At 65.1% G+C, this 19,631-nt stretch carries 17 protein-coding genes; 6 read left to right on the top strand and 11 right to left on the bottom strand.

Annotated elements, in window-relative coordinates:
• The first annotated feature begins 31 nt into the window (after window positions 1–31).
• The 3 genes from dapF to ftsY are packed head-to-tail and all read left to right on the top strand — an operon-like array spanning window position 32 to window position 3,118.
• The gene (gene dapF, locus WGH93_RS02570) at window positions 32–853 is read left to right on the top strand and encodes a diaminopimelate epimerase (RefSeq protein ID WP_374763289.1); all 822 of its coding nucleotides are present in this window, start codon (window positions 32–34) and stop codon (window positions 851–853) included.
• Complete coding sequence (mtaB, locus tag WGH93_RS02565; protein WP_374763288.1) at window positions 850–2,145, top strand: tRNA (N(6)-L-threonylcarbamoyladenosine(37)-C(2))-methylthiotransferase MtaB; 1,296 nt, start codon at window positions 850–852, stop codon at window positions 2,143–2,145. The genes dapF and mtaB overlap by 4 nt, the downstream gene beginning before the upstream one ends.
• Window positions 2,146–2,170: 25 nt before the next feature.
• Window positions 2,171–3,118, top strand: a complete 948-nt coding sequence (gene ftsY, locus WGH93_RS02560; protein WP_374763287.1) for a signal recognition particle-docking protein FtsY — start codon at window positions 2,171–2,173, stop codon at window positions 3,116–3,118.
• Window positions 3,119–3,151: 33 nt separating this feature from the next.
• Here ftsY and rimO read toward each other — a convergent pair whose 3' ends face one another.
• Window positions 3,152–4,564 (bottom strand): 30S ribosomal protein S12 methylthiotransferase RimO, encoded by a 1,413-nt coding sequence (rimO, locus tag WGH93_RS02555; protein ID WP_374763286.1) that lies wholly within the window; start codon window positions 4,562–4,564, stop codon window positions 3,152–3,154.
• Between the two features lie 58 nt (window positions 4,565–4,622).
• On the opposite strand from rimO, the gene WGH93_RS02550 reads away from it, so the two are divergent.
• Complete coding sequence (locus WGH93_RS02550) at window positions 4,623–6,023, top strand: pyridoxal phosphate-dependent decarboxylase family protein (protein WP_374763285.1); 1,401 nt, start codon at window positions 4,623–4,625, stop codon at window positions 6,021–6,023.
• Here WGH93_RS02550 and ccoS read toward each other — a convergent pair.
• Genes ccoS through ccoN form a run of 8 tightly spaced genes read right to left on the bottom strand, consistent with a single transcriptional unit; the run spans window position 6,020 to window position 14,046 of the window.
• Window positions 6,020–6,211, bottom strand: coding sequence for a cbb3-type cytochrome oxidase assembly protein CcoS (gene ccoS, locus WGH93_RS02545; RefSeq protein ID WP_374763284.1), 192 nt, complete (start codon window positions 6,209–6,211; stop codon window positions 6,020–6,022). The genes WGH93_RS02550 and ccoS overlap by 4 nt on opposite strands.
• Window positions 6,208–8,406 carry a heavy metal translocating P-type ATPase gene (locus WGH93_RS02540; RefSeq protein ID WP_374763283.1) on the bottom strand — a complete coding sequence of 733 codons (2,199 nt, stop codon included), beginning with the start codon at window positions 8,404–8,406 and terminating at the stop codon, window positions 6,208–6,210. The genes ccoS and WGH93_RS02540 overlap by 4 nt, the downstream gene beginning before the upstream one ends.
• Window positions 8,403–8,945 (bottom strand): FixH family protein, encoded by a 543-nt coding sequence (locus WGH93_RS02535; protein ID WP_374763282.1) that lies wholly within the window; start codon window positions 8,943–8,945, stop codon window positions 8,403–8,405. Before WGH93_RS02535 ends, WGH93_RS02540 begins: the two co-directional genes overlap by 4 nt.
• A gap of 13 nt (window positions 8,946–8,958) precedes the next feature.
• Window positions 8,959–10,473 (bottom strand): cytochrome c oxidase accessory protein CcoG, encoded by a 1,515-nt coding sequence (gene ccoG / locus WGH93_RS02530; RefSeq protein ID WP_374763281.1) that lies wholly within the window; start codon window positions 10,471–10,473, stop codon window positions 8,959–8,961.
• A 35-nt stretch (window positions 10,474–10,508) separates the two neighbouring features.
• Window positions 10,509–11,447 (bottom strand): cytochrome-c oxidase, cbb3-type subunit III, encoded by a 939-nt coding sequence (gene ccoP / locus WGH93_RS02525; protein WP_374763280.1) that lies wholly within the window; start codon window positions 11,445–11,447, stop codon window positions 10,509–10,511.
• Window positions 11,444–11,656, bottom strand: a complete 213-nt coding sequence (locus tag WGH93_RS02520; RefSeq protein WP_374763279.1) for a cbb3-type cytochrome oxidase subunit 3 — start codon at window positions 11,654–11,656, stop codon at window positions 11,444–11,446. Before WGH93_RS02520 ends, ccoP begins: the two co-directional genes overlap by 4 nt.
• Before the next feature lie 9 nt (window positions 11,657–11,665).
• Complete coding sequence (ccoO, locus tag WGH93_RS02515) at window positions 11,666–12,397, bottom strand: cytochrome-c oxidase, cbb3-type subunit II (protein WP_374763278.1); 732 nt, start codon at window positions 12,395–12,397, stop codon at window positions 11,666–11,668.
• An 11-nt stretch (window positions 12,398–12,408) separates the two neighbouring features.
• Window positions 12,409–14,046, bottom strand: coding sequence for a cytochrome-c oxidase, cbb3-type subunit I (ccoN, locus tag WGH93_RS02510; protein ID WP_374763277.1), 1,638 nt, complete (start codon window positions 14,044–14,046; stop codon window positions 12,409–12,411).
• A gap of 466 nt (window positions 14,047–14,512) precedes the next feature.
• Here ccoN and WGH93_RS02505 point away from each other — a divergent pair, with 466 nt between their 5' ends.
• Window positions 14,513–16,306: a methyl-accepting chemotaxis protein gene (locus WGH93_RS02505; protein ID WP_374763276.1), complete on the top strand. Its 1,794-nt coding sequence runs from the start codon at window positions 14,513–14,515 to the stop codon at window positions 16,304–16,306.
• Window positions 16,307–16,505: 199 nt separating this feature from the next.
• A complete protein-coding gene (locus WGH93_RS02500; RefSeq protein WP_374763275.1) occupies window positions 16,506–17,369 on the top strand; it encodes a DUF2189 domain-containing protein in 864 nt (287 codons plus the stop codon).
• A 221-nt stretch (window positions 17,370–17,590) separates the two neighbouring features.
• On the opposite strand, the gene WGH93_RS02495 is transcribed toward WGH93_RS02500, so the two are convergent.
• Together WGH93_RS02495 and WGH93_RS02490 are read right to left on the bottom strand one after the other, a co-directional pair.
• Entirely contained in the window at window positions 17,591–19,099 is a 1,509-nt protein-coding gene (locus tag WGH93_RS02495; RefSeq protein WP_374763274.1) for a PQQ-dependent sugar dehydrogenase, read from the bottom strand.
• Between the two features lie 4 nt (window positions 19,100–19,103).
• Complete coding sequence (locus WGH93_RS02490; protein ID WP_374763273.1) at window positions 19,104–19,616, bottom strand: DUF6580 family putative transport protein; 513 nt, start codon at window positions 19,614–19,616, stop codon at window positions 19,104–19,106.
• Between the last annotated feature and the right edge of the window lie 15 nt (window positions 19,617–19,631).

Here is a 19,631-nt window from a genome sequence, read left to right as displayed (position 1 = left end):
GCCACCCCCCGGCGGCCTTATAAGGCGCGCCATGACGGATGCACGCACCATGGACTTTGCCAAGATGCACGGGCTCGGCAATGATTTTGTCGTCATTGACGCGCGCCAGTCCGGCCTGGTGCTGGACACGGCGGACGTGCGCCACATCGCCGACCGGCATCGCGGCGTGGGGTGCGACCAGTTGATCCTGCTGCGCGACAGCGCCCGCGCCGATGTGTTCATGGAAATCCACAATGCAGACGGCAGCCGCGTCGGCGCCTGCGGCAACGCCACCCGCTGCATCGGTGCGAAGCTGACCGCGGAAACGGGCCGCGACCGCATCACCATAGAAACGGACGCCGGGCTGCTCAGCGCAGAGCGGACAGCCGACGGCATACGGGTCGATATGGGCCGCCCCCGGCTGGACTGGGATGCCATCCCCCTTGCCCGCCCCATGGACACGGCCCATATGGACCTGACGGTCGGCCTACTCAACGACGGCGTGGCGGTGAACCTGGGCAATCCCCATATCGTGTTCTTTCCGGGCGCGGAGGCCGGGATCGACCTTGCCCGCCTTGGCCCGCTGGTGGAGCATGACGCCCTGTTCCCGGAACGGGTGAACGTGTCGATTGCCACGCTGGCAGGCCCGGACCATCTGCGCCTTGGCGTATGGGAGCGGGGCGCGGGCATCACCCAGGCGTGCGGCACCGCCGCCTGTGCCGCCGCCGTGGCCGCCCACCGGCGCGGGCTGACCGGGCGCCGTGTGGCGGTGGACCTTGACGGCGGGCGGCTTGACATCACCCTGGAGGACACGGGCCATGTGTCCATGACAGGCCCGGCCACCCATGTTTTTGACGGCAGGATTGTCTTGTGAGCAGCACGCCCACACAACAGGACGCGGAGATCGTCACCTTCGGCTGTCGGCTGAACGCCTATGAGTCCGAGGTGATGGCCGGTCACGCCAGCCGCACCGGGCTGGACAATACCGTGATCTTCAACACCTGCGCCGTCACGGCGGAAGCCGCCCGGCAGGCGCGGCAGGCGATCCGCCGCACCCACCGGGAGCGGCCCGATGCCCGCATCATCGTAACCGGTTGCGCCGCGCAGGTGGACCCCGCCAGCTTTGCGGACATGCCGGAAGTCAGCCATGTGATCGGCAATCAGGAAAAGCTGAGCGAAGCCCCCTTCCGGGATCTGAAGGCCGACCGGCTGGAACGGGTGCGGGTGAACGATATCATGTCCGTGCGGGAAACGGCGGGCCACATGATCGAGAGCTTCGGCGACCGGGCGCGGGCTTTTGTGCAGATCCAGAACGGCTGCAATCATCGCTGCACCTTCTGCATCATCCCCTATGGCCGGGGCAACAGCCGCAGCGTGCCCATGGGCGGCGTGGTGGACCAGATCAAAGCGCTGGTGGATCAGGGCTTTGGCGAAGTGGTGCTGACCGGCGTGGACCTGACCAGCTATGGGGAGGACCTGCCCGGCACGCCCACGCTGGGCACGCTGGTGCAGAAAATCCTGTCCCTGGTGCCGGGCCTGCAAAGGCTGCGCATTTCATCCATCGACAGCATCGAGGTGGACGACGCCCTGATGGACGCCATCACCGGGGACCCCCGGCTGATGCCGCATCTGCACCTGTCCCTGCAAGCGGGCGACAACATGATCCTGAAGCGCATGAAGCGCCGCCACCTGCGGGAGGATGCGATCCGCTTCTGCGAAACCGTGCGCGCCCGACGGCCAGAGATCACCTTTGGCGCGGACATCATCGCCGGCTTCCCCACCGAAACGGAAGAAATGTTCGAGAACTCGCTGAAGCTGGTGGAAGACTGCGGCCTGACCTGGCTGCACGTTTTCCCCTACAGCGCGCGGGAAGGCACCCCCGCCGCCCGGATGCCGCAACTGCCCGGTGACGTGCGCAAGGCCCGCGCCGCCCGGCTGCGCGCTCTGGGCGATGCACGGGTGGCCGACCTGTTCAGCGCGGCGCACGGCGCGAACGCCCGCGTTCTGGTGGAACGGATCGCCGATGACGGCAGTGCCACCGGCCACGACGAACGTTTCATCCCCGTGCACATCCCGTCCGGCGCCCGCGCGGCGGGGGATATCCTGCCCGTGCGGCTTGCCGATACCGGGCCGAACGCCATGACCGGCACCCCGATCGACCCCTGAACACCAACAAGGATTCCGTTCGCCCATGGCCGAGGAAAAGAAAAGCTGGTTCCGCCGCCTCAGGGACGGCCTGAAGAAATCCACCGGCAAGCTGTCGGACGGCATTGGCGGCATCTTCACCCGCGCCCGGCTGGACGATGACACGCTGGAAGAGCTGGAAGACCTGCTGATCACCGCCGATCTGGGGGTGGCCACCGCTGGCAGGCTGACCGCCGCCCTGTCGAAAGGCCGCTATGACAAGGCCATTTCGGACCAAGAGGTGCGCCGCGTGCTGGCGGACGAGATCGAGGCCATCCTCAAGCCCGTGGCCAGACCGCTTGAACCCGATCCCGCCAACACGCCCCATGTGATCCTGATGGTGGGCGTGAACGGCGCGGGCAAGACCACCACCATCGGCAAGCTGGCGAAGAAATACCGGGATGCGGGCAAGTCCGTCATGCTGGCGGCGGGGGACACCTTCCGCGCCGCGGCGGTGGAACAGTTGCAGATATGGGGGGAGCGCACCGGCGTGCCCGTTGTCACCAAAGAGATCGGCTCGGACGCCGCCGCGCTCGCCTATGAAGCGCTGGAGCGGGCAAAGGCCGAGGGCACGGACATACTGATGATCGACACGGCGGGCCGCCTTCAGAACCGCGAGGAACTGATGGCGGAACTGGCCAAGGTGGTGCGGGTGATCGGCAAGAAACTTGACGGCGCCCCCCACGACACGGTGATCGTGCTGGATGCCTCCACCGGCCAGAACGCACTGCACCAGGTGGGCACCTTCCGGGACATGGCGGATATCAGCGGCATCGTGATGACCAAGCTGGACGGCAGCGCCCGCGGCGGCGTGCTGGTGGCCGTGGCGGATGCCTACGGCCTGCCCGTTCACGCCATCGGCGTGGGCGAAGCGGTGGAAGACCTGCAACCCTTCGACCCCCGCCAGTTCGCCGAAGCCCTCGTCGGGCTGGACGGTGCCGAGGACAGGGACTGATCAATGGTCACGGCGGCGCCCTGAAGGGCATCCCTACCAGTCCCAGTCGTCGCCGTCTTCTTCGTCCGGGACGGGGTGGCCGTAAAGGTCGTGGTCGTCGCTGTCGGTGATGCGGGCCATCACCATGTCGCCGGGTTGCAGGCCCGTGGCAAAATCCAGATACACCACGCCGTCGATTTCGGGCGCGTCCGCATAGGTGCGGCCCACGGCGCCGTCCGGCCCCACATCATCTATCAGCACGGCCATTTCCAGCCCCACGCGCGCCTTCAGCTTTTCGGCGGAGATGCGGCCCTGCACCGCCATGAAGCGGCGCTTGCGATCCGCCTTCACGTCTTCCGGCACCGGGTCCGGCAGGTTGTTGGCGGCAGCGCCTTCCACCGGCTCATAGGTGAAGCAGCCCACCCGGTCCAGCCGGGCTTCCTCCAGCCAGTCCAGAAGATACTGGAAGTCCGCCTCCGTCTCCCCCGGAAAGCCGACAATGAAGGTGGACCGGATCACCAGTTCCGGCACCTGATCGCGCCATGTGCGGATGCGTTCCAGCAGCCCGGTGCTGTCGCCGGGGCGCTTCATGGCCTTCAGGATTTTCGGGCTGGCGTGCTGAAAGGGAATATCCAGATAGGGCAGGATCGCGCCCTTTGCCATCAGCGGGATCAGGTCGTCCACATGGGGATAGGGATACACATAATGCAGCCGCACCCACAGGCCCAGGTCCCCCAGCGCATCCGCCAGATCGGTAATGTGGGCGCGCACGTCCCGCGGCGCGCCGCTTGCGGGCGCCCAGCTTTCCGCCGCGTGGCGCCGGTCCACGCCATAGGCGCTGGTGTCCTGACTGATGACCAGCAATTCCTGCACACCCGCCTGTTTCAGTTTTTCCGCTTCCCTGAGCACGGCGCGCACCGGGCGGCTGTTCAGCCTGCCGCGAAAACTGGGGATGATGCAGAAGCGGCAAGTGTGGTTGCACCCTTCCGATATCTTCACATAGGCATAATGGCGCGGGGTCAGCTTCAACCCGCCCGGCGGCACCAGGTCGGTGAAGGGGTCATGGGGCCGGGGCGCGGCATCATGCACGGCGGACACGACGGCCTCATACTGGTGCGGGCCGGTCACCGCCAGCACATCGGGCGCCACCTCGCGGATCGCCTCTTCTTCCGGGCCGAGGCAGCCGGTGACGATCACCCGGCCATTTTCCCGCATGGCTTCCTTGATGGCCTCAAAGCTTTCCTGCTTGGCGCTGTCGATGAAGCCGCAAGTATTGACCACCACCACGTCCGCGCCGTCATACTCCCCGACAATGGCATAGCCTTCCGAGCGCAGGGTGGTGAGAATGCGCTCACTGTCCACCAGCGCCTTGGGGCAGCCGAGGGAGACAAAGCCCACCCTGGCCGGGTCGGTCAACGATCCGGGCGCGGGGCGGGCATGGGGCGTTTTGTCCATGGTATCAGGCATGGCCGGTGCTATAGCTGAACCGCCATCGAAATGCACCTGAAAAGAGGGGGAGGGGCTGATGGAAAACGGCTTTCGCTCAGACGCCGTGCGCGTGCTGGACTGGATCATGGCATATCGCGCCGGGCTGCGGGACCGGCCCGTGCGCGCGCAGGTGCAGCCGGGCGACATCGCCGCCCTGCTGGAAAGCGCACCGCCCCCAGCCACCTGCACGCTGGACGACGCCCTGAACGCCATCGAGCGCATCATACTGCCGGGCCTGACGCACTGGCAGCACCCCCGCTTCTTTGCCTATTTCCCCGCCAATGGCAATGCGGCCAGCTTTCTGGGCGAAATGCTGATGGCGGGCTTCGGGGTCAATGCCATGCTGTGGGAAACCAGCCCCGCCGCCACGGAGCTTGAAACCCGCGTGCTGGACTGGCTGCGCCAGAGCCTGGCCATGGCCCCCGGCTGGCACGGCGTGATACAGGATACCGCATCCAGCGCCACCTTCATCGCCACGCTGGTGGCGCGGGAAAAGGCGCTTGACTGGCGCGGCAATGAGGACGGCCTCGCCGGTGCGCCGAAGCTCACCGTCTATGCCAGTGTCCACGCCCATTCCAGCGTGGAAAAGGCGGTGATGATGGCCGGGCTCGGCCGCTCGGCGCTGCGGCGGATTCCCGCCCGCGCCGATGGCGGCATGGATGTGGATGCGCTCAATGCCCGGATCGCGGCGGACCTTGAAACCGGCCACCGGCCCGCATTGCTGGTGGGCACGCTGGGCAGCACGGACATCGGCGCTTTCGACCCGCTTGGCGATCTGGCCGCCACGGCACGCCAGCACGGCCTGTATTTCCATGTGGACGCCGCCTGGGCGGGCACGGCCATGCTGTGCCCGGAATACCGCTCATGGATGAACGGCGTGGACGGGGCGGACAGTTTCGTCTTCAACCCGCACAAATGGATGGGGGTGCATTTCGACTGCACCGCCCATTATGTGCGCGACCCGGACAGCCTGACCCGCACGCTGTCCATCCTGCCTGATTATCTGAAAACCGCCCATACCGGCCATGTGCGGGACCACCGGGACTGGGGCCTGCCGCTGGGCCGCCGGTTCCGGGCGCTGAAGCTGTGGCTGGTGCTCAGGCTGACCGGGCTGGACGCGATCCGCGCCATGATCCGCAACCATGTAACCTGGGCGCAGGCGCTGGCCGACTGGATCGACGCCGCGCCCGGTTTCACACGGCTGGCGGGGCCGAACCTGTCACTGGTCACCTTCCGCTTCGGCCCCGAAGGCGCACAGGGCGATCGGCTGACCGAGGCGCTTCTGGAAGCGGTGAACGCGGATGGCTTCTGCTATCTCACACGCGGCCAGGTGGCGGGCCGGAAAGCCATCCGCTTCCAGATCGGTGCCGAGGCCACCACCCTTGAGGACGTGCGCGCAAGCTGGGAGCGGATCAATAGCCTGGCGGTAGGGGCTTAGTGGTCGTCGTTACCGGGGGGCGGGCTGTCGTCTGGGGGTGTGTCTTCCTCATCATCGTCGATCAGGATGCGCTCGGCGGCGCCGTCCAGATCATCGAACTGGCCGGAACGCAGCGACCACAGAAAAGCCGCCAGCCCAAGCCCGCCCAGAAACAGCGCGATAGGAATGAGCAGGCCGAGCGCGCTCATGGCTGCAACCCCTCCCCCCACAGGCGGCCAAGGCGCAGGCGCAGGCTGTTCACCGTCACCACGATACTGGACGCGGACATGGCCACCGCCGCCACCAGCGGCGTTACAAAGCCCAGCACGGCCAGCGGCACCGCGATCACATTATAACCCAGCGCCAGCGCGAAATTTTCCCGCACCAGCCGCCTTGTGCGGCGGGCCACATCCAGCAGGTCCAACACCGCGTGAAGCGATTGGCCCTGAAAGACGAAATCGGCGGCGGTCTGGGTCACGTCGCTGGCGCTGGCGGGCGACAGGGACACATGCGCCGCCCTGAGCGCCGGCGCGTCGTTCAGCCCGTCCCCCACCATCAGGATATGGTGGCCCTCGGCCTTCATGGCCTCCAATATTTCGATCTTGCCATCGGGGCTGAGCCCGGCGTGCCAGTCCTCTATGCCCGCTTCCGCCGCCAGATGGGACACCGGCGCCTGCCGGTCCCCGGACAGCAGCGCCACCCGGCGCCCCTGAGCCTTCAGGGCTTCTATGGTTTCCGCCATATGGGGGCGGGGCGCGTCCTCGAAGAAGAGCTGCACCGGCGCGCCATCGTCAATGCGCACCCACAGGTCCGGCGTGTGGGTGGCCACGCCCGCATCACCCGGCAAGTCCAGATGGGCGCGGCTGCCGATGCGCACGCTGTGGCCGTCCAGCCTGCCCGAAAGCCCGGCGCCCGGCGTTTCATCCACATGATCGAACATGGGCAGCTTGCGATCCCCACCCGCCTCGGCCAGGGCGCGGGCCAGCGGATGACGGCTGGTGGCCGCCAGCCCCGCCGCCAGCGTCATCTGGCCATGGCTCAGCGCCGCGGGGTTTTGCAGTACCATGGCGCCGTGGGTCAGCGTGCCTGTCTTGTCGAACACCACCATGTCCACATTGGCCAGCCGCTCCAGCCCGTCATCGGCCTTGATCAGAATGCCGCGCCGCAAAAGCCGCCCGGCGGCCACCACCTGCACCACCGGCACGGCCAGCCCCAGCGCGCAGGGGCAGGTGATGATCAGCACCGCCACCGCCCGCATCAGGGCGAGATAAGCCTCCCCCCCATAGGCCCACCAGCCCAGAAAGGTGGCCAGCGCCAGCACATGCACCACCGGCGCATAAGCGCGCGCCATGCGATCCGCAAGCCGCACGAACCGGCCCCGGCCCTGCTCCGCGGCTTCCATCAGGCGCACGATTTCCGCCAGCAGCGTATCCTCGCCCCGGCCCGTGACGCGCACGGTCAGCGGCGCCGTCATGTTCAGCGTGCCCGCCAGCACCCGATCACCGGGCACGGCCTTTTCCGGCAGGCTTTCACCGCTGACGAGGGAGCGATCCACGTCGCTTTCGCCGGTTTCCACCACGCCGTCCACCGGCACGCGGGCCCCGGTCTGCACAAGGATGCGCGCGCCCTCGGCCACGCTGTCGGCGGGCACGGTACGATGGCGGCCATCATCGCCGATCACCACCGCCGGGCTGTCCTGCAAGGCCAGCAGGTTGCGCGCCGCATCCCCCGCCCGCGCGCGCATCCGATGGTCCAGCACGCGGCCGATCAGCAGGAAAAAGAGCAGCATCACGCCCGCCTCGAAATACACATTCGGGCCGCCGCGCCAGGCTTCGAACAGACTGGCAAACAGGGACAGCACCACGGCCAGCGAAATCGGCACATCCATATTGGTGGTGCGCACCTTCAGCGCGGACCAGGCGCTTTGGAAAAAGGGCTGACCGGCCACCGCCACGCCCAGTATGGCCAGCAGGGCGGACAGCCAGTGAAACAGCCGGCGGGTGGGCTCCGCCATCTCGCCGCCATGCCAGACGGACACGGAAAACAGCATGATATTAGCGCTGGCGAACCCCGCCACCGCCAGCGCCACCATCAGGCGGCGGCCTTCCCGGTCGGCGGTTTCGGCCTTTTGCTGATGAAAGGGGGTGCCTTCAAAGCCGGTGGCGGACAGGGCGCGGATCACGCCGTCCATATCCTGCCGGTCCCGGTCATAGGTGACCGACACACGCTTGTTGGTCAGATTGGCGCGGGCGGCGATCACCCCCGGCGTGGCGGACAGGCCCCGCTCCACCTTCTTGATGCATCCGGCGCAATGCATGGTGGGCACCACCAGATCCAGATGGGCGCGGCCCGCCTCGTCCAGCCGCACATAGGATGCGGGTTCGCCGAGGCTGCGCGCCGTCATGACGGCGGCCCTTCCGCGCCGGACTTCGGCTCCAGAAACAGATCATGGTCCTGACGCACCGGCGTGCCGTTCGCGGCCTCGGTGATCATCCGCACGGACCAGCGCCCGTCCAGCGGCAGGCTGACCGTGCCGCGATAGGTGCCGGGGGCGGTTTCTTGCAGGCGGATGGTGTGGTCCATATCCTTGCGCGCGGGGCGGCGGATGCGGGCGGTCACCGGGCGGCCCGGCACCACGGCGCCGTTCTGGCGGATGGTGAATGTCAGATCGAGCGCGCGCCCCTCGCCGCGTTCGGTTTCCAGCGCCATGTCCCAGTCAAGGGCGGCCTGCGCCTTTGCCTCGGCGAGGGTGTCATTATAAGCCCGCCCCCGCTCATAGGCATTGCTGGTGCTGACACCGGAAAAGGTATCCAGCGCCAGCCACGCCATGATGAAATTCACCCCGAACACCACGGCGAAAAAGCCGATCACGCCAAAGAGCACATGGCGCCCGGTCAGACGGCGATCGCCATGCGGCGGCTGTGATGGGTCGGTTCCGGTCATGGCGGCTGTATCCCTATCGTTCGGGCCCGTGAAAAGCCACGGACTCGCTGAGCAGCACGGTCCCCGCATCATCCTTCACCCTGATTGTCACCCTGCCCTTGCCCGCATCGAGCACACCGGCGCGCACATGCTCCCCCGGCATGATGACGAACAGGCTCAGCGCGCGCATGTCATCCGGGGGCACGGTGGTGCGCACGGCCTCGCCCGGCGCCCCGAAAGCGGTTTTCACGGCCAGGTCCGGCAGGCCATCCACCGTGACTGTCACAGGCCGGGAATCGTGCAGCCGGTTCATGATATTGACCGTATAGTCATTGCGGATTTCACCGTTCGACAAGGTGACGAAAAGCGGATTGCGGTCCTTCATGATGTTCATGGAAATATCGGATCGCGTGACCACGGAGGCAAGCATCAGCCCCGCCACCAGCGCCAGCATCGCGGCATACAGCACCACGCGCGGGCGGATGACCTTGGTTTCCTGAAGCTTCTTGCCGCCCGCCTGATCCACATGGGTGGCGGCATACTGGATCAGATTGGGCGGGCGCCCCACCTTGTCCATGATGCTGTTGCAGGCATCCACGCACAGCGCGCACTGGATGCATTCAAGCTGAAAGCCGTCCCGAATATCGATCCCCGTGGGGCATACGGCCACGCATTGCTGGCAATCGATGCAGTCGCCCCGGCCTTCCCAGCTTTCGCCCTTTTTGTGCTTGCCGCGTGGTTCCCCGCGCTGGCGGTCATAGGATACCAGAAAGCTGTGTTCATCCACCAGCGCGCCCTGAATGCGGGGCCAGGGGCACATATAGATGCACACCTGTTCCCGCGCGATGCCGCCCAGCAGATAGGTGGTGAAGGTAAGCAGCCCCACGAAGAAATAGCTGGTCAGCGGCGCCGTGCCGGAGACCAGTTGCACCGCCAGATCGGGCGCATTGCCGAAATAGAAAACGAACGCGCCGCCGGTGCCCATGGCCACCAGCAGAAAGGCCAGATGGGTCACGGCCTTCTTGATGACTTTTTCCGGCCCCCAGGGCGCCTTGTCCAGCTTGATGCGCTTGTTCCGATCGCCCTGAATCCAGCGCTCGATATGCACGAAGAGATCGGTCCAGACCGTCTGCGGGCACATATAGCCACACCAGACCCGCCCCGCCAGCGCGGTGATCAGAAACAGCGCAAAGGCCGCCATGATCAGCAGGCCGGTGGCCAGATAGACTTCCTGCGCCCAGATTTCCAGCCCGAACACATAGGCCTTGCGCGTGGGGAAATCGATCAATACCGCCTGATCCGGGGCGCTTCCGGGCCGCTCCCAGCGCAGCCAGGGCGTGACATAATAAATGCCCAGCGACACCGCCATGACCACCCATTTGATCAGCCTGAAGCGGCCATAGACACGGCGCGGATACACCTTTTTCCGCCCCGCATAAAGCCGGGTTTCCTTTCGATTCACGGGCTCGGCGCCGGGCGTGCCCAGCACCTGCCCGCCCGCACTGGTACCGGCGGGGGATTTGCGTGTGTCGGCCTCGGCCTCTGTCATGGCGGGTGCCTCGTCTGGCTTTGCTGCCACCGGCGTCAGCGGCTGCTGGCCGAATCCGTGGCCACGCCGCCGCCGAGCCCGTGCACATACAGGGTCAACTGCTTGATGGTTGCCTGATCCAGCCGGTCCGCCCAAGAGGGCATAACGCCGCGGCGGGAATGGGCCACGGTTTCATAGACCGTCTCCCGGTCCCCGCCATAAAGCCAGATGGCATCGGTAAGGTCGGGCGCACCCAGTGCCTTCATGCCCTTGCCATCAGCGCCGTGACAGCTTGTGCACTGGGTCTGGAAGATGTCGGCCCCGGCCTTCACACGGTCATCATACTCCGCCCTGCCGGAAAGCGAGAGCACATATTCCACCACGTTCAGCACCTCGTCCCGGCTGAGAATCTGATCATCCAGAAAGCGGGGCATTTCGGAAAAGCGCGTTGCCGGGTCTTTCTCCCAGCGGATGCCGTGCCGGATCGTGGTTTCGATCGCCTCAAGCGTACCGCCCCAGAGCCAGGCATCGTCGTTCAGGTTGGGGAAGCCCTTGAACCCCTGCGCCCCGCTGCCATGACAGGGGGCGCAATTGTCCCCGAAAGCCGCCGCGCCGCCGCGATTGGCAAAGGTGCGCAAGGCATCATCCGCCATGATTTCCTGATAGGAGGCATCGCGGATTTCCCGCACATAGCCGGACTGGGCCGCGTCGGCCTGAGCCATGTCTTTCGCCACCACTTCCCGCTGATGGTAGCCGAGCACGCCATCCGTATGATCCCATTTTTCACCGTCATAATAGGGAATGGCGGGATACAGCACCACATAGACCACCGCATAGAGAATGCTGGCATAGAAAGTCCACAGCCACCAGCGCGGCAGCGGCGTGTTCAGTTCCTTGATGCCATCCCATTCATGGCCGGTGGTTTCGGTACCGGAGACAGCATCCCGTTCCCGCCCCGTATGGCCCGTGCCGTTGGTGTTGTGCGTGTCGCTCATCGCTTTTCTCCATCGGGGTCGCGGGTTCCGCCACCCTGCCCGTCCCGGTCGCCCGTCGGGGCGTCGTCATCCTCAAGCGGCAAGTGCGCGGCCCGATCGAACATGTCGCGGTTGCGCGGCCAAAGGGCATAAACGACCGCCACAAGGAACAGGGCAACCAGAAACACCAGCCCCCAGGTTTCCGCGAAATAGATCAGGTCGGCATACATGGCGCGATCCTACTGTTTCTGTTTGGCGGCATCGAAGGTTTCAAAGTCCACCAGCGTGCCCAGCATTTGCAGATAGGCGACCAGGGCATCCAGTTCCGTCACCTGTTCCGGCTGGCCATCGAAATCGCGGATATTGATGTCTTCGCCGTACCGTTCCACCAGGCCGTCATAGCCATCGGAATAAGGGTCGAGCTGGGCTTCCAGGTCGGCTTTGGCGTTTTCCACCATGGCCTTGTCATAGGGCACGCCCACCAGCCTGTAGGTGGCGATGTGATCCTGGATGTGCTCATAGTCCAGCGGCGTTTCCGCCAGGAAGGGATAGCCCGGCATCACGGATTCCGGCACCACGCTTTGCGGCTTTTCCATATGCAGGCGGTGCCATTCGTCTGAATACTTGCCGCCCACGCGGGCCAGATCCGGCCCGGTGCGCTTGGAGCCCCACTGGAAGGGGTGGTCATACATGCTTTCCGCCGCCAGCGAGTAATGGCCGTAACGCTCCACCTCGTCCCGCAAGGGGCGCACCATCTGGCTGTGGCAATTATAGCAGCCCTCCCGGATGTAGATTTCCCGGCCCGCCATCTCCAGCGGGGTGTAGGGGCGCATCCCCTCCACCTTCTCGATGGTGCTCTTGATGAAGAAGAGCGGCACGATCTCCACCAGGCCGCCAATGGAGACCACAAGCAGGGTCAGCACCAGCAGCAGGATGGAGTTTTTTTCGATTATGGCGTGTTGGAACTTCATGACGCCCCCCTTTATTCCGCTGCCGCAGGCGCGGGCGCGGGTTCTTCCGCCTCGCCCGGACGAACCGCGCCCTGTATGGTCCGTGTGATGTTATAGGCCATGATGATGGCCCCGATGAGATAGAGCACCCCGCCAAGCGCGCGGATCACATAATAGATGTGCATCTGTTCCACGGTCTCGATGAAGCTGTATTGCAGGAAGCCCAGCTCGTCATAGGCGCGCCACATCAGGCCCTGCATGATGCCCGCCACCCACATGGAGGTGATATAGAGCACGATGCCGATGGAGCTGATCCAGAAGTGCCATTCCACCAGCGCCTTGGAATAAAGCTGGCGCCGCCCGAAAGCCCACATGGCCAGGCAGTACAGCGCCCCGAAGCTGACAAAGCCAACCCAGCCCAGCGCGCCGGAATGCACATGACCCACGGTCCAGTCCGTATAGTGGGACAGCGAGTTCACCGCCTTCACCGACATCAGCGGGCCTTCAAAGGTGGACATGCCGTAAAAGGCCACCGACACCACCAGCATACGGATGATCGGATCGGTCCTCAGCTTGTCCCAGGCGCCGGACAGGGTCATCAGGCCGTTGATCATGCCGCCCCAGCTTGGCATCCAGAGCATGACGGAAAACACCATGCCCAGCGTCTGCGACCAGTCCGGCAGCGCGGTATAGTGCAGGTGGTGCGGGCCCGCCCAGATATACAGGAAGATCAGCGACCAGAAGTGAATGATGGACAGTCGATAGCTGTAAACGGGCCGCTCCGCCTGCTTGGGCACGAAATAATACATGATGCCCAGGAAACCGGCGGTCAGGAAGAAGCCCACCGCGTTATGGCCGTACCACCACTGGATCAGGGCGTCCTGAAGGCCGGAAAACAGCGCGATCGACTTGCTGGAATAGATGCTGACCGGCACCGCCAGATTGTTGATCAGATGCAGCATGGCAATGGTGACGATGAAGGCCAGATAGAACCAGTTGGCCACATAGATGTGCGGCTCGTGCCGGCGGGCCAGCGTTCCCATGAAGACCACCAGATAGGCGACCCACACAAGGGTCAGCCAGATATCCACATACCATTCGGGCTCGGCATATTCGCGGGACTGGGTGGTCCCCATCAGATAGCCCGTGGCCGCCAGCACGATGAAAAGCTGATAGCCCCAGAACACGAACCAGGCAAGATTGCCGCCCCAAAGCCGCGCCTTGGTGGTTTTCTGCAACACGTAAAAACTGGTGGTGATCAGCACATTGCCGCCAAAGGCGAAAATTACCGCGCTGGTGTGCAGCGGTCTCATGCGGCCAAAATTGAACCAGCTCGTATCAAAGTTGAGCGCCGGATAGGCAAGCTGAAAAGCGATCAGCGTACCCGCCGCGAACCCGGCAATGCCCCAGAAAACAGAAGCAACCACGCCGTGGCGCACCACCTGCATGGCATAGCCCTGCTCCGGCGCGGTCTGGGCGTCCCTGCCGATCCACAAAATGCCGCCGATAAAAAAGATGGCGAAAACCAGCGCGTGAAATTCCATGGTGGCATCATAGGCCCCCGCGGCAACGAAAAGGCTGCCCAGCGCGAGCGCCGCGAACAGTGCCATCATCACCACGCCAGCAGGCCGCATACCGGAACCCGGCTCAGCCGTCAGATTGGTCGCCATGTGCGTTTCCCCAAATGGTGTTGCTTCATCCCTTGATGCAGGCGGCTGTGCGGCCCGCACGGTCTTTTTCTTCATTCCAGACCGCTTTCTGCCAAGACAGAGTGCCAGCCGGGTTGATCCAGGTCAAAGGCCATGAAGGTTCCCTGCGCCAAAGCGTCGCAAAGGTGGCTGCGCGGGGTCACCCGATGTTCACGAAAACGTGTTCTGCGCAAATGGCGGCGATGCGGAACACTGTCGCTGGCATGGCGAGTCTGCCGAGGGCACATGGTTAACCCGTCCCCAGAAGAATCTTGGCGCGGACCTGTCATCGCGCTAGGAAGATGAAAGGCTACCGGTCGAAATCCGGCAACACCAACGCCAGCCCGCCCTTCCTCAAGATACACGGGCGGGCAAGCGGGGGTCGCGCGGGCAATACAGGCAAAAGCGGCGCGGGACAGGGCAGCATACAAAAAGCAAGGGGGCCAAGGTGGCATCAATCAAGGACCGATTCGAAGGCTGGTTCGCGGACCTGAAAATGACCCACAAGGTGGCCGTGGGCCAGGGTGCGGTGATGGCGGTGTTCATGCTGTTCATCCTTGTCACCTTCATAGAGACCCTGATGGCCGAGTCCGCCACCGAGCGCGCCAGCACCCAGTACCGGGCCACCATCGCGCTGCGTTCGGCCCATGCGGACATGGTGGACATCAACGGCCTAGTGCGCGGCATCATGCTGACCCAGAACGATTTTCTGGTGCAGGTCTATGAAGATACCGACGTGCGCTATCAGAAGAATTTCCGCAAATTCATGCAGCTCATCGAAGGCGACGAAAAGGGCGTCGCAATGGGCCGAAAGGTGCGGGACGCCTTCGAGACCCTGAAGGAAAAGGTCTATAGCGAGCAGATGCGACTCGCCATGTCCGGCGAGGAGGGCAATATCGACAAGGCCATCGCCTATGAGACCGAGGGCAAGGCGTATGAATATCTGGAAACCGTGCTCTTCACCATCGCCGACCTGATCGAGCATCAGGAAGCCAAGCAGGCACAGGCCGAAGCGGCCATGCGCGATGCCTTCTTCAGCCAAAAGGTTTCGCTGGGCATCGCCGCCATCCTCGCCATCCTGCTGGCCATCGCCCTGAGCCGCCTGACCGGGCGGCGGATCGCCCAGCCGGTGGAGGACATCACCGGCGCCATGCGTGCCATTGCGGGCGGGGACAAGAAACAGTCCATCCCCCACCAGGGCCGCGGCGATGAAATCGGTGCCATGGCCAAGACGGTGGTGGTGTTCCGCGACGCCATGGTGGAAACGGAAAGCCTGGCCGAGGAAACCCGCCGCCAGCAGGAAAAGCAGGCGGAGGAATCCGCCCGCGCCGCCGAGGAAGAGCGCCGCCGCGTGGCCGAGCGGGAAGAGGCCGCCGAGCGCCGCCAGGCCCGCGCCGACCAGTTGGAAGAACTGGTGCGGGACTTTGAAAACCGCATCCTGACCAGCGTAGGCAATATGGAAAGCGCATCCACCGACATGCGCCAGACCGCCGACGACATGGCCGAAAGCGCCCAGAGCACGCAGGAACAGGTGACCCGCGTGTCACGCACATCCTCGGAAATGCAAAGCGAAGCGAGCGGCATGAAAGATGCGGTGGAGGGCTTCACCCAGGCCATGCAGTCCATCACCGAGCATATGGAACAGGCGGATTCGCTGTCCAGCGAAGCATCCGAAGCCTCCAGGCGCGGCGCCACCACGGTGGAAAAACTGACCGAGGCATCCGGCAAGATCGGTGCCGTGGTGGAACTGATCGACGACATCGCCGAACAGACCAACATGCTGGCGCTGAACGCCACCATTGAGGCCGCCCGCGCGGGCGATGCGGGCAAGGGCTTTGCCGTGGTGGCGGGGGAGGTGAAATCGCTCGCCAGCCAGACCGCCAACGCCACAGCCGACATTTCCACCCAGGTCAAGGCGATGCAAAACGTCTCGGAAGAGGTGCGCAAGGCCATCACCACCGCCGACGAGCAGATGACCGAACTGGCCGGGGTGCTGCGCCGGGTGGTGGGCACCATTCAGGAGCAGTATTCCGCCACCGATCAGTTGAGCCGGGCCGCCACCGTGACCCAGCAGGGCAGCGACGAGGTGGCATCCGGCCTGGAACAGGTGACCGGCGGCGCCGATCAGGCCAGCGCCGCCGCGGCGGATGTGCTGTCGGCCATCGAAAAGCTGGAACAGACCGCCCAGACCCTGCGCACGGACGTGGACGGCTTTCTCAGCGATTATTCGAAAATCGACTGACCCGACTGAGCGGGCCGGGGCGAAAAACAAGGCGGCAACCACCCCGCCGCCCCTTGGGCCACACATGGGCCGTGCGTGAGCCGCGCATGGGGTCGATCATGCGCGGTGGCTGTCACGGTTTTTGATCCATCGCAAGGCGATTTCTGTTAGGCTGCCCCATAGATGGACGCGGATTTGCTTTTTTGGGGGGAGAACAGCAATGGACCTGACATCCGACAAGCCAACCCACAGTGACCGCTTCTCAACCGTCGTCACCGGGCCCGGTCTGAACCGGATCACGCCGGAAGATCCGTGGCGCTGGCTGTCCGCGGGATGGCGGGATCTGCGCGCCAATGCCCGGCTCAGCCTGACCTATGGCGTGCTGTTCTCCGGCATCTCGCTGGCCTTGTTTTTCGCCCTGCTGGAACTGGAAATGGCGGCCCTTGTGCTGGTGCTGGGGGGCGGGTTCATGCTGGTGGGGCCGATGGTCGCCGTGGGCCTGTATGAAGCCAGCCGCCGCCTGGAAGAAGGCCAGGGCATTACGGCGAAGGAAATGCTGTTCGTCAAGCGAGCCTTCACCATGCAGATGGCCTATATGGGGCTGACCTTGATGTTCATGTTCCTGGCCTGGGTGCGGCTGGCAACGCTGATCTATGCCCTGTTTTTCGGCATGAAGACCTTTCCCCCCATCGACCAGTTCGTACCGGAGCTTCTGTTCAGCGTGGAAGGCGCCACCATGCTGGTGGTGGGCACCATTGTGGGGGCTGGCATCGCGCTGGCGGTCTATGCGGTATCGGTGATTTCCGTGCCGCTGCTGTTCCGCCGCGATGTGGATTTCATGACCGCGGTGATCACCTCCATCCGGGCCGTGAAGGAAAATTTCTGGCCCATGATGCTGTGGGCATGGCTGATCGCGCTCTTTACCGCCTTTGGCATCGCCACGCTGTTTCTGGGCATGATCCTGGTTTTCCCGCTGGTGGGCCACGCAAGCTGGCACGCCTATCGCGCGCTGGTGCCCCGCGCCGACGTGGCTCCGAAGGCCGACATAACCCCTAAGGCCGAAAGCGAAGCGCCCACAAGCTGAAGCGAAGGCCGGCGCGGCCCCAGCCACGGCCCGGCAGGGGCGCCGCCCGACTCAGGCGGCGCTTTTTTGCTAACGGCCCGCCTGATCCAACAGATAAACCGCCAGCGCCTTTCGTTCAGCCTGTGTGAGCTGTGGCCCTTTTTTGCTAACGGCCCGCCTGATCCAGCAGATAAACCGCCAGCGCCTTTCGTTCAGCCTGTGTGAGCTGTGGCCCTTTTTTGCTAACGGCCCGCCTGATCCAACAGATAAACCGCCAGCGCCTTTCGTTCAGCCTGTGTGAGCTGTGGCACGGGCATCGGCTGCGGCGGGTTTTTCAAAAGCGCGATCATCTCCGGCAGGTCATAGCGCGCCTTCAACCCTTTCAGGGGCGTGACATGGGCCCCTTCCGGCGCGGCAGCCTGCACATGGCAGCGCGCGCAGCCGCCCGTGGCGAACACCAGCGCCCCCTTGGCAAGGGCGGCGGTCTTCTCAGCCGGATCAAGATCATCAAGCCGCGGGCCGTCCGCAGTCTCACCCTGAGCCCGCGCCGGCAGGGCATCGCCCGCCGCCCCGTCACCCCGGCGAATGGCATACACGGCCCCGGCATAATCATCGCTCACATAGATCGTGCCATCACCGCCCAGCGCCACATCCACCGGGCGGCCGATCACCTCCCCGTCCCGCTCGAACCCGGTCAGGAAATCCCTGGATGTCACCGCGTCCCCCTGCCAGTGCAGGCTGACCAGCTTGTAGCCCACCAGAACGCTGCTGTTCCAACTGCCGTGAAGCGCCACCAGCGCCGCGCCCTGATAGCCGTCCGGCGCCGCGGTACCGGCCAGAAAGCGCATCCCCAGCGGCGCCCGGTGCGCGCCGAAACCGTGCGCGGGCGGCAGGGATTGCGCGATGCGATCCGCCGCACCCCGGCCCATGTCCGGGTCCGGCATCCGGTTGCCAAAGGCCACCGGCCAGCCGTAAAAGCCGCCGCGCACAATATGGTTCAGCTCGTCGGTGGGGATGGTGTCGCCCAGCAGGTCGCGGCCATTGTCGGTACCGAAAAGCCTGCCCGTGCGCGGCTGCCAATCGAACCCCACCGTGTTGCGCAGGCCGATGGCGAAAATTTCAAGGTCGCTGCCATCGGCTCGCGCGCGCAGCATGGTGGCGCGATAGCGGTGGTCTTCCCGGCACACATTGCAGCTCGACCCCACAGTGATGTGCAGCCAGCCATCCGGGGAAAAGCCGATGGTGCGGGTGCGGTGATTGCCGCCGCCCGGCAGGCCGGTGATGATCGGCTCCAGCGCCCCGGCGGTGCGGGCGTCCGCATCGAAGGGCGCGCGGCTCACCCGGTCGGTTTCGGCCACATAGACCATGCCATCCCTGAGCGCGAGGCCGTGGGGCACGTCCAGCCCGTCAAACAGGACGGTGCGCCCGTCGGCGCGGCCATCGCCGTCGTCGTCCCGGTGCAGCAGGATCACCCGCCCTTCCCGCATGGATGAAACCAGCACATCCCCCGCCCCGGTCACCCGCATCATGCGGGCATGGGGCACGTCCGCGGCAAAAACACCCATGGCGAAACCGTCCGGCAGGGTGAAGCGGTCATTAATGGTCTCCCGGTCGGGCGCCGCCACCTGTTCGCCGGTGAGCATGTCCAGCGCCGGGCCGCGTACCACCCACTTGTCCGGCCAGAAAAGAAAAAGCCCCAGCGCCAACGCGCCGAGGCCAAGACCCAGACCGATCAGGGCCTTCTTCCACATGGGCTTACACCCCGCGGCGCTGAACGGCACGGGCGAGCAGCCAGCCACGATCGCGGGCCAGCGCATAGCCGCCGAACAGCACCACCGCATAGGCCCCGTCCCCGATCAGGCTGGCGGCCAGGAAGGGCAGGCCCGCCACATAGGCGGCCAGGATGCCTTCCCCGGTCAGCGGATAGAAGCCCGCCAGCACCGGCCCCAGATTGGACAGCAGGAAGAACAGCGCCGCATTCACCGCCACGGCGGCGGCCACCCGGCCCGGCTTTTGCGCGCGGGCCAGCATCAGCCGGCCCACCAGCACGCTCGCCGCGAAACCGGCATACACAAAAGCCATGGACTGCCAGTCATAAAAGCCCAGCAGCAGATCGGCCATCAGCATGGGCAGCACCGGCACCAGCCAGGCCCGCCACAGCGGCAGATGGGCACCGGCGAAAAGGCCACTGGCCCCCACCGGGGAAATATTCCATGGATGCGGGATCAGGCGGCCCACAAAGGCGAAAAGGGTCAGAAACGTCTGCATAACATCCTCCAGCGG

It is taken from the genome of Yunchengibacter salinarum (assembly GCF_037658235.1).
Lineage (GTDB): Bacteria > Pseudomonadota > Alphaproteobacteria > Sphingomonadales > Kordiimonadaceae > Yunchengibacter > Yunchengibacter salinarum.
The sequence above is the reverse complement of the archived record's forward strand: the minus strand, read 5'-3'. Positions and strand labels throughout refer to the sequence as shown.